Source organism: Acetobacter sp. (assembly GCF_047721705.1).
GTDB lineage: Bacteria > Pseudomonadota > Alphaproteobacteria > Acetobacterales > Acetobacteraceae > Acetobacter.
On record NZ_JBDNXK010000044.1, the window covers coordinates 18,513 to 28,999 of the forward strand.

General features: G+C 55.3%; 9 protein-coding genes, 1 tRNA gene and 1 pseudogene. 9 read left to right on the forward strand and 2 right to left on the reverse strand.

Annotated features, from left to right (window positions below; all coding sequences use genetic code 11):
- Positions 1 to 174: 174 nt before the first annotated feature.
- Positions 175 to 250: transfer RNA gene (locus ABF824_RS09115), tRNA-Thr, on the reverse strand.
- A 379-nt stretch (positions 251 to 629) separates the two neighbouring features.
- Here ABF824_RS09115 and pqqA point away from each other — a divergent pair.
- The 5 genes from pqqA to pqqE all read left to right on the forward strand — a co-directional run bounded on the left by pqqA (position 630) and on the right by pqqE (position 3,803).
- Positions 630 to 710 carry a pyrroloquinoline quinone precursor peptide PqqA gene (gene pqqA / locus ABF824_RS09120; protein ID WP_289841725.1) on the forward strand — a complete coding sequence of 27 codons (81 nt, stop codon included), beginning with the start codon at positions 630 to 632 and terminating at the stop codon, positions 708 to 710.
- A 69-nt stretch (positions 711 to 779) separates the two neighbouring features.
- The gene (gene pqqB / locus ABF824_RS09125; RefSeq protein WP_415488250.1) at positions 780 to 1,703 is read left to right on the forward strand and encodes a pyrroloquinoline quinone biosynthesis protein PqqB; all 924 of its coding nucleotides are present in this window, start codon (positions 780 to 782) and stop codon (positions 1,701 to 1,703) included.
- Positions 1,700 to 2,431, forward strand: a complete 732-nt coding sequence (gene pqqC, locus ABF824_RS09130; RefSeq protein WP_415488252.1) for a pyrroloquinoline-quinone synthase PqqC — start codon at positions 1,700 to 1,702, stop codon at positions 2,429 to 2,431. Before pqqB ends, pqqC begins: the two co-directional genes overlap by 4 nt.
- Positions 2,431 to 2,727, forward strand: coding sequence for a pyrroloquinoline quinone biosynthesis peptide chaperone PqqD (pqqD, locus tag ABF824_RS09135; RefSeq protein ID WP_415488254.1), 297 nt, complete (start codon positions 2,431 to 2,433; stop codon positions 2,725 to 2,727). The genes pqqC and pqqD overlap by 1 nt, the downstream gene beginning before the upstream one ends.
- Positions 2,715 to 3,803: a pyrroloquinoline quinone biosynthesis protein PqqE gene (gene pqqE / locus ABF824_RS09140; protein ID WP_415488256.1), complete on the forward strand. Its 1,089-nt coding sequence runs from the start codon at positions 2,715 to 2,717 to the stop codon at positions 3,801 to 3,803. Before pqqD ends, pqqE begins: the two co-directional genes overlap by 13 nt.
- A gap of 24 nt (positions 3,804 to 3,827) precedes the next feature.
- On the opposite strand, the gene ABF824_RS09145 is transcribed toward pqqE, so the two are convergent.
- A complete protein-coding gene (locus tag ABF824_RS09145; RefSeq protein ID WP_415488257.1) occupies positions 3,828 to 5,093 on the reverse strand; it encodes an FAD/NAD(P)-binding oxidoreductase in 1,266 nt (421 codons plus the stop codon).
- A gap of 184 nt (positions 5,094 to 5,277) precedes the next feature.
- On the opposite strand from ABF824_RS09145, the gene ABF824_RS09150 reads away from it, so the two are divergent.
- The 4 genes and pseudogenes from ABF824_RS09150 to ABF824_RS09165 form a co-directional block, all read left to right on the forward strand.
- Positions 5,278 to 6,759 carry a paraquat-inducible protein A gene (locus ABF824_RS09150; protein ID WP_415488258.1) on the forward strand — a complete coding sequence of 494 codons (1,482 nt, stop codon included), beginning with the start codon at positions 5,278 to 5,280 and terminating at the stop codon, positions 6,757 to 6,759.
- Positions 6,756 to 8,471 (forward strand): intermembrane transport protein PqiB, encoded by a 1,716-nt coding sequence (locus tag ABF824_RS09155; RefSeq protein ID WP_415488259.1) that lies wholly within the window; start codon positions 6,756 to 6,758, stop codon positions 8,469 to 8,471. The genes ABF824_RS09150 and ABF824_RS09155 overlap by 4 nt, the downstream gene beginning before the upstream one ends.
- 3 nt (positions 8,472 to 8,474) lie before the next feature.
- Positions 8,475 to 9,143 carry a membrane integrity-associated transporter subunit PqiC gene (locus ABF824_RS09160; protein WP_415488260.1) on the forward strand — a complete coding sequence of 223 codons (669 nt, stop codon included), beginning with the start codon at positions 8,475 to 8,477 and terminating at the stop codon, positions 9,141 to 9,143.
- A 128-nt stretch (positions 9,144 to 9,271) separates the two neighbouring features.
- Positions 9,272 to 9,570: pseudogene (locus tag ABF824_RS09165) on the forward strand (transposase); the annotation flags it as partial.
- Positions 9,571 to 10,487: the final 917 nt, after the last annotated feature.

Below are 10,487 nucleotides of genomic sequence, written 5' to 3' on the forward strand. Positions count from 1 at the left end.
GACCTACCATCGGACGCGAGGACCGTGAGCGTCAACATGCAGCGCGCCGACTATCCATGCCGATGAACAATAATTTTGAGAATGGAAGAGCATCATCCCGCAGCAAGATCGCGCGCGATAGGACTTTTGTCGCAGTGGCTGAATATTTTTGTTTGGAAAGACCGCAGACGAAAGTGGTGCCGGTTAGAGGATTCGAACCCCTGGCCCCATCATTACGAATGACGTGCTCTACCAACTGAGCTAAACCGGCCCCGTCGTGCGGTAGGCGGGCTTTTAGCTCAGGACGAATGGTCATGCAAGCCCAATCCTTCCCCTCTTCTGATACTTTTTTTGCTTCCGCTGCGGCTCCCCATTTTCGGGCAGCAACGGGAGTCTTTTGCCCTCGGAAAGCATCTGGAAACCGACCTCACAGGACTGTGAACAGCAGCGGATCATAATCCGCACCCCAACGATCACTTGAAAATATTGTTGTTTTTCAATTCACTATATGAAAAATCATCTTTCTTGCCACTTTACGCAGTCCTTCAATCAACAGAAAGCGCAGGACGGTTACGTTTCAAAAGGTGGCACGAACCTCAAAAGCATGATTACCCTGAGGTATCTTCATCTCATCCAATGGAGGATACATCATGGCTTGGAATACACCGAAAGTGACCGAAGTGCCTTTGGGCGCTGAAATCAACAGCTACGTTTGCGGCCAGAAGAAATAAGGTTTCGCAGACCAGCGAGAACGCCGTCAGCCTCGCGCTGGCGGCGTTTTGCGTTTAAAAGCCTTTTCCATGATTGATCTCATCGTATTGGGTGCCGCTGCAGGTGGCGGTTTTCCTCAGTGGAACTCAAACGCAGTAGGATGCCAGCGTGCTCGCGCCGGTGATCCTCTGGCTCCAGCCCGAACACAGGCTTCCATCGCCATCAGCGGCGATGGCGATCACTGGTTTGTCGTCAATGCCTCGCCAGACCTTCGGCAGCAGATCAACCAGACCCCTGCCCTTCACCCGAAGACCGGACTGCGCTCGACCCCCATTGCAGGCGTGATCCTGACCGGTGCCGAGGTAGACACCATTACCGGTCTGCTCACCTTACGGGAACGTCAGCCTTTTCAGATTCTGGGAACCCGGCAGGTCTTGGATCAACTCGACGCCAACCCCATTTTCGAAGCGCTGAACCGCTCCATCGTGACGCGTTCGGAAATGAAGCTCGATCAGCCGGTTTCCCTGAAACTAACAGATGGAACACCAGCCGGTCTGACTGTGACGCCTTTCGTCGTTCCGGGAAAAGTTCCTCTCTATGCGGAAAAGGGCGCCAATCCAGCGGAGATTCTCGAAAATGGAGAAACAGTCGGGCTGGAAATCACCGACGGCAAGCACCGGGTTCTGTTCATTCCGGGCTGTGCCTGCATGACGCCCTATCTGCGAGATCGTCTCAAAGGGGCGGATGTTGTGCTTTTCGATGGCACGCTCTGGATGGATGATGAGATGATACAGGCGGGTCTGGGCGAGAAAACCGGCAAACGGATGGGCCACATGTCGGTCAATGAGACAGATGGAACCATCGCAGCGTTTCGTGACCTCGATATTCCCTGCAAGGTTTTTATCCATATCAACAATTCCAACCCTATCCTGCTGGCGGACTCGCCTGAACGCGCTGCAACGGAAGCGGCCGGATGGGAAGTTTCGTATGATGGCATGAGGATTACACTATGAGCGCTTCCCTTCTTTCCCCCGATGAACTGGAAGCGGCTCTCAGAGCAATCGGCGCCGAGCGTTATCACAACAGGCATCCGTTTCATCGCGCGCTGCATGACGGCAAGCTGACGAAAGGTCAGGTGCAGGCATGGGCACTCAACCGCTATTATTATCAGGCTCGTATTCCGGCCAAGGACGCAACCCTGCTGGCGCGACTGCCAACAGCGGAACTGCGCCGGGAATGGCGTCGTCGTATCGAGGACCATGATGGCAATGAACCCGGCACGGGTGGCATCGCGCGCTGGCTCCGCCTGACGGATGGCCTTGGTCTGAACCGCGAGTATGTTGAATCACTGGACGGTCTTCTTCCCGGCACCCGTTTCGCCGTCGATGCCTATGTGCATTTCGTGGGCGAAAAGACCATTCTGGAAGCCATTGCCTCATCGCTGACGGAACTGTTCTCACCGACCATCATTTCCGAACGTGTGGCCGGCATGCTGCGGAATTACGATTTCATCACAGAGGAGACGCTAGCCTATTTCACGCCACGTCTCACTCAGGCGCCCCGCGATTCCGATTTCGCTCTGGCGTATGTGAAGGAGCACGCACGCACTCCAGAACAGCAGCAGGCGGTTCTGAATGCGCTGAAATTCAAATGCGGCGTCCTGTGGTCCATGCTTGATGTGCTTGATTATGCCTATGTCACGCCGGGCAATATCCCGCCGGGCGCGTTTCGGCCTTCCTGATGAGCGAGAACTCTCCCCTCTGCACTGAAGAAAAAATCCCCGCTTTCGCGCGAGGCACGCGATTACAGCATGACCGTGTGCGAGATCAGTGGATCATACAGGCACCGGAACGTGCTTTTCTGGCCGATCCGGTTGCGGCGGAAATTCTTCGGCGCGTGGATGGGGAGGCTTCACTTGGAACGATCATCGACACATTGGCGGTGTCATTCAACGCACCGCGCGAAGTAATTGCGCGGGACGTCCTGGCCATGGCGACTGATCTCGCCGACCGACAGGTGCTGATATGGAAGGCATGACCGTCGCGCCGCCCATGAGTCTGCTTGCGGAGTTGACGCATCGGTGTCCGTTACAATGCCCCTATTGCTCCAATCCGCTTGCGCTGGAACCGAAGGCGAATGAACTGTCCACCGAACAATGGTGTGACATTCTTGATCAGGCGGCAGCGCTCGGCGTGCTACAGGTTCACTTCTCCGGCGGCGAACCGATGGCGCGGAAAGACCTGCCCATTCTGGTGAAGCGCGCCGCTAAGGCCGGGCTTTACAGCAATCTCATCACATCCGGCGTGCTGATGAACCGGGAGAATCTGGCCGCACTTTCTGACGCCGGGCTGGACCATGTCCAGCTCTCCTTTCAGGACGTCGATCCCGTCGAAGCGGAAGTCATCGGTGGCATGAAAGGCGCTCAGGCGCGCAAGATCGAAGCTGCGAAACTGGTTGCTGAAGACGGCATGCCCCTGACGCTGAACTTCGTGATTCATCGTCTGAATGCCGAACGTGTTCCCGCAATGTTTGATCTTGCGGAACAACTCGGTGCCCGCCGTGTAGAGATCGCCCATACGCAGTATTATGGTTGGGGGCTGAAAAACCGGTCTGCGTTGCTGCCCACACGACGGCAACTTGAAGACACGGAAAAAGCCGTTACCGCCGCGCGTGAGCGATTTGGCAACACCATGGCCATCGATTTCGTGACGCCGGATTATTATGCAGACGAGCCGAAGCCCTGCATGGGTGGCTGGGGGCAGCGCTTCCTTAATATCGCGCCTTCCGGCCGCGTGCTGCCCTGTCATGCGGCGGAAACCATTCCCGGCGTGACATTCCCAAATGTCCAGGGCGCTTCATTGAAAGACATCTGGGAAAAGTCGGACTTGTTCCAGATGTTCCGTGGCACGGACTGGATGCCCGAACCCTGCCGCTCCTGCGACCAGAAGGAAGTAGACTGGGGCGGCTGCCGCTGTCAGGCACTCGCCCTCACTGGACGGGCCGATGCCGCAGATCCTGTCTGTCGTCGTTCACAGGATCGCGGCATTGTGGATGCGGCATTGTCTGAGGTGAATACCGATAGCAACAATTTCGTCTATCGGCGTTACACCTGAGAGGAACTTAGTCTTTCCGCAAACTTAGCCTGCGTCCTTGACCCATTCCGGATGATGCGGAACGGAAAGATCCCGCCCTCTGAGCATCATATCCCAATAGACATGCGGGAATATCTTGGTCTTCAGCACCCACGCGAAACGGCTTGGTTTGCGCTGGTCATAAGGAAAGCTCGGAGCAGGCTTGCCGCCATACAGGAATTCGGCGAGCACCACCTTTCCATAGCCAACGGTAAGCGGGCACGCGCCATATCCGTCATAGCTTGCCGTGATCGGCCGCCCTTCGAGAGAAGCCAGTACATTGGTGACGATGACGGGTGTCTGTGCCCGTGCAGCGGCCATCGTCTTGGCGTTGCTGGTGCCGATCACATCTCCCAGACCAAACACCGTATCGTATTTGGTATGGCGCAGCGTTGAGGGATCGACATCGACCCACCCACCGGCTCCGGCGAAGGGGCTTTTCTTGATAAAGTCCGGCGCACTCTGCGGCGGCGTGACATGCAGCATGTCGAAGCTGCGGGTCTCCAGACTCTTGTTGTTCGCGCTGTCGGTCACTTCGAACGTGGCGGTCTTCGCCTTTCCGTCCACTGCGACAAGGTTATGCTTGTAACGCAGATTGATACCGTAATAATCGACGGCATATTGGAGTGACGGGCGATAGTAAGCCACTCCGAACAGCGCGTCTCCTGCTAACAGGAAATCGACTTCGGTCCGGTTCAGCACCCCTTCCTTGCGCCAGAAATCAGCGGCGAGATAGGCTATTTTCTGTGGTGCCCCAGCGCATTTGATGGGCATGGGCGGCTGTGTGAACAGGGCTGTCCCACCGTTCAGGCCCTGAATGCAGGTCCAGGTGTATTCGACATGCTGCATGGAATAGTTGCTGCACACACCGTTCTTGCCGAGCGTTTCCGGAAGTCCCTCGATCTTGTCCCAATCGAGTTGCAGGCCGGGGCAAAGGATCAGCCTACGATATCCGACGCGTTGCCCGTTATCGAGGGTGACGATCTGCTCGTCCGGCTGGAAGGATTCCGCCGCCGCACGCAACCAGCTTACATGGTCCGGGATCAGGCCGCCTTCCTGACGAAGCGTTTCACGCAGGGACATGACGCCCCCGCCGACAAGTGTCCAGCCCGGCTGATAAGCATGTGTCGTTGAAGGATCGATGATACCAATCGACAAGGAGGGACGCTCCCGGCGCAATCGTGCGGCGACCGCGATACCGGCCGAACCACCACCAACGATCAGGACAGTGAACTGCTTGTCTGCCTGAATGGGCATCAAGTTTTCATTCATGATCGGCTTCCTTGAGTTGTGCATCCAAACGCCATGAAACATGCTCCCTTAAACCCTGTAGCGGCAAGAGTGAGAGTCTCATAACAGGGGAAACGGGCGACACGGGTTCCGGTTGATGTCGCGCATGGCTGGAATTTCAAACGGCCCTACCTGTTCTCGCATGTTCAGGCTAACATGGGGCGTTATGGCGTCATCTCTTCCTTCTCGCCTGTATCGCGGTGCGCTTGCACTTGCCTTACCACGGCAGCAGCACGCATCGCACGTCCAGGTTGTAGAAGATCTGGTGGAATGCGGGTGTTGTGGAAAGTTCCAGAAACTGTCGGAAATACCGCCGGGAACAGTCGCCCGCTGCATCCGCTGTGGCCAGAGCCTTGAGAGGCGGAACAAGACCGCCCCGCTCGCCACGCCGCTGGCGTTCTGCATAACGTCCGCAGCGCTGTATCTCGCCACCCTCGCCTCCTCTCTCATGACCTTGAATCTTTATGGTCGGGAGCGAACGGTCGATCTCCTGACCGGCCCCATGGAACTGCTCCATGAAGGCTGGGGAGAAGTCGGAGTTCTGGTGGGGCTCGTGACAGTTCTGGCGCCCGGAATAGTCATCGCCATGATGGGCATGATCCTTACGGCGGCCTTCTTCGAAGAACTGCCGGACTGGGCTCCCCACCTTCTCGCGTGGTACGAAAAACTGCGGCCATGGTCGATGATGGAGGTGTATATCCTCGGCATCTTCGTGGCCTACACCAAGCTCGTTGATCTTGCGCATGTAGCTGTGGGGCCCGCAGCCTATCTAATCGCTGCTTTGATGATCAGCATGGCGGCGACGGATCAGACGCTGGACCGGGAGCGCATCTGGCGTCGGCGACGCGTGGAAGGCTCCCTGATGCTGCCGAATGGTCGGCGCGTGATGGTTGACCGCATTTCCATCGACAAAATGAGCGAAATGCCTCCTCTGGAGAACATGCTGTCCTGCCATTCCTGTGGTCTGGTGGGTGTTTTCCCCGAGCCGGTGCCGCAAACCAGAAGCGTAGGCCTCTGTCCGCGCTGTGGTCATGAATTACGGCGGCGCAAGGTCAACAGCATTTCGCGCACCTCGGCGCTCCTCCTGTCGGCTCTGATCTTTTATTTTCCGGCCAATCTCTTCCCCGTCATGACGGTCATCAAGGTGGGTAACGGCGGTGGCCATACCATCATCGAAGGCGCCATCGAACTTTGGGAGGACGGGATGATCCCGCTCTCCCTTCTTGTGCTGTTCGCCAGTGTCACAGTGCCAGTCGCCAAAATTCTGGGTCTATCTTACATGATCGTCACCACGAAAATGCGATCTGCGCGTGGTTTGCTTCTTCGCTCGAAGCTGTTTCGCGTGATTGAAGCAATTGGCCGGTGGTCGATGATCGATGTGTTCATGATTTCGATCCTCGTCGCTGTCGTGCGGTTCAGTTCCCTCGCGAACATCAAGGCCAACGGCGGCGTTGTGTCGTTTGCTGCCGTGGTGGTCATCACCATTTTCGCAGCACATTGTTTCGACCCACGTCTGATGTGGGATGTCGTCGGCCGTAATGGCCCCATCCATGATGATGACTGCCCACAGGGCAACGAATCAGAAGGCTCCCGCGTGGTAAAAAGGGCAGCCGTAGAACAAGGCGATATGGAGCCGGTGAAAGCGTGAGTTCAGATCAGAATACCCCGTCTTCGCAGCAGAATTCCGGCAATGACGGAACAGATGACGACGCCTTGGCGGCTGCGACTGTAAGCAAGACCAGATTTTCCATCATCTGGATCATTCCCATCCTGTCGGTGCTGATTGCCGTCTTTCTTCTATGGCGCAGTCTCTATGATCGTGGTCCGGAAATTCTGATCACCTTCGACACGGCTGATGGCCTGACCAGCGGCCAGACGCAGGTCAAGAACAAGGCCGTCACACTCGGAACGGTTGATTCAATCACTCTGTCGAAGGACATGCATCACGTCGATGTCCGCGTGCAGATGAATGCCAGCGCCGCCGGACTTCTGACCGATCGCTCCCGTTTCTGGGTCGTACGGCCCCGGATCAACGGCGCGAGTGTAACGGGCTTGGAAACGCTGATGTCCGGTGCCTATATCGCCTTCGACCCCGGGCCGCCTGGTGGTGAACGGACCAACAAATTCACGGGTCTTGAATCTCCGCCGGGTATTCAGTCTGACCAGCCTGGTCGCACCTACACCCTACTTTCCCCGGCTATCGGTTCCATCGGTCCCGGCGCTCCCGTCTTTTTCCGGGATGTCGATGTTGGCGAGGTTCTGGGCTCCACGTTACCGCCGGGCGGCGTCGGGCCGGTCAGGATCCAGTTCTTTGTAAAAGAGCCTTACGATCATTATCTCCGGACCAATACGCGTTTCTGGAATGTTTCCGGCGTGAAGGTCGGTTTCGGCGCAGGTGGCCTCAAGGTCCAGATGCAGTCGATTCAGGCTCTCTTTTCTGGGGGCGTGGCGTTCTCTCTGACCTCATCCGACGTGGGACATGAAGAAATAAGCGAAGAAGCACCGGCCAACACGATTTTCCAGCTTTATGACGACAAGGAATCCGCTGACAACGCCGGTTATCATGACCGTGTGCCGGTCGCGACCTACCTTACGTCAACGGCTTCTGGACTGGCGGTCGGCACCTCTGTCACCATGTTTGGAATTCAGATCGGTGCCGTCACGGGTGTCAAACTTCAGCTTGATCCGGTAACCGGGCACGCCCGTGTGCGTGTGGCCATGGACATTCAACCTGAGCGCATCTGGTCTCAGACCCAGATACGTGACAGCAACATGGAACAAACACTTCGTACACTCGTGAACAACGGGATGCGGGCTTCGGCTGCCAGTGTCAGCATGCTGACGGGTGAGACAAACATCTCGCTGGATTTCGTGCCTAAGGCCAAACCTGAAAAGGTTTACATGGAAGGCGATACGCTCATTCTCCCCAGTCAGGCTGGTGGCATGAGCGGGATCATGCAGTCGCTGGCGACTGTTTCCGACAAACTCGCAGCCATGCCTTTCGAGCAGATTGGCGACAATGCCAACAACCTTCTCGCTCATGCGGATCAGCGCATAAACAGCCCCGAAGTGAAGGAGGCTCTCGTGCAACTGCGTGACTCCCTGCACAGCCTCCATACTCTCGCGGACAATGCGAACAAGGGGATGCAGCCTCTCATGAAACGTCTTCCCGAGATGAGCGAGCAGTTGGATCGGACACTTAAAAACGCGAACACGCTGCTGGCTAGTTATGGCGGTGATACCGACTTCCACAGAAGCCTGCAGGGCATGGTCGTGCAGCTGGGTGAAGCAGCGCGCTCGCTACGACTCATGACGCAATACCTCACCAATCATCCCTCTTCGCTCGTCACGGGACGCTAAGTTATGGTTCAGAATTCCCGCCAGCTTTCAGTGAGTTCGATGGTCAAAGCGGTGGCTGGCGTCGCCATGCTGGCCACGGCCTCCATTACGCTGACAGCATGCAGTTCGTCAGATCCTTCATTGTATTCCCTTCAGCCTGTTGCCCCTTCTGTAACGACAGGGTCATCCTTTACGCCTCTTTCTCTCCCGACTTTGGTGGAGGTGCGGAAACCGACCATTCCGGAAACGCTGGAGCGTGATCGGATCGTGCTGGGAGGGAGTAGCTACAAGCTGAATATTTCGAAAGCAGATGCGTGGAGCGAGCCTCTCTCGGCCCAGATTCCGCATGTCTTAACGACAGATCTGCGCCAACGTCTGCCAACCGTCAGCTTCTTTGTGCAGGATGACGCGACCGCGACCTTACCGCAGGCTTACGTGGAACTGGTTGTAAACCGCTTCTCACGCGATGAATCTGGAAATGCCGTTTTCGATGCCCAGATTTCAGTGCACCGCGCTGATACGGATGCGATCAAGACCAATCGCACGCTGCATCTCTCAACTCCCGCAGCAAACGACACGGAAAGCCTCGTAAAAGCACTCAGCGCGCTTATGGGTCAGGCGGCGGATGCAATCGCTAACGATATTCGAATGTTGCCTCCGGAAAGTTCTGATTTTGAAGCAAGGGGAGACTAAGTAAGCCGAAACCCTGTATTATCGTAACTTGAGCAAAATCATCGTTAAACGGATCGCTCATGACGCATCTTTTCAGGCGAGATCGAAAGCGGCGCTTCTGGAAAAGTCACCGTCTTCAGTCTGTACACGCTTACGACAAATTCGACTTGTCCGAGTTTCATCATGCGCGCATGGATCACAGCAGGCATTTCACATAGGGAAGAAACCACATCAAAGGTATCGAGAACTTCTGGAACCAAATCAAACGTCATCTACAACGATACAACGGAATACATGCAAGGACTTCCACTTCTTCCTTACCGAGGCCGAATGGCGGTTCAACACGCGCTCTCTCGCAAAGCTCATGAAATACTTCACCAGATGGGCTAACTCATCCCCTCAAACCATTACCTATGCCAGTCTCTTATTTATTGAACTCCTCAAGTAGCTATAATTCACGAGTTTACCGATGATCCTAGGTCTGGGAGGCACATGGCGGGATCGAAGAACGATTGATTGGCAATGTGGCAAGCTGGTCCATGTTGTTTGTGAAAGAGACATGTTTTTTTAGCCAAAGAATGAAATTGCGAATTCCATTGAAGAAAACGTCCCGACATCCTAGGGTATTACTTCATAAACTTCAGTGCCAAGACGAACCAATCCTTAATATGATCTGATATTGGCAAATTGCCATCACTAAGAAGAGTCTATCAATCATTGGGGAATAACCAGGCTGTCTTTACGCCCAGGCACATAGTGCGGAAAGTTCAGCCTCTGAAAGTGTATGAAAAAAGAGGCGATGATTCATCGGATAATCTATTTGTTCACCGGATAGATTGTCCACCATCGTCTGGATCCATAGGGTTTTGAACATCCGCACCCGACTGCTTCCGTTAAAAAGTCGTTCTTGAAGTAGTCATGACTTCCTGCTTCAGTCAGGGAGTATTGGCGGATAATGGGAGAGGAAGGCGACGTTCAGGAAGCCTTGCTACGGGTTTAGCCCCGAGCAGCTGCATGGACATCGGCCCGAACAACGTCCTGTAAAGATCGGGCAGTTCCGGATCACTTCACATTTTCGAAGAAACGGCATAGCCGTTTTCGTGAGAGCAACCTTCTGCAGCAAGTATTTGGAATGAGCGTCCGGCACTGTCCGGTTGTTCCCCTCAAAATCTATCGCTCAAAAGGATGCTTCGAACTGCCCATAAGCCCGCTTAGACGGGCAAAACGCCCTTCAGAATCAAAGAAATGAGGCGGCGACATTCCCGTCATCACAATCCGCCACATGGGATGGAATAAAAGAGATCTCTTGCAAACTAATGATTTCCTTTAATCGTTTACACATTTTCCAAGTACACCGCAATAAAT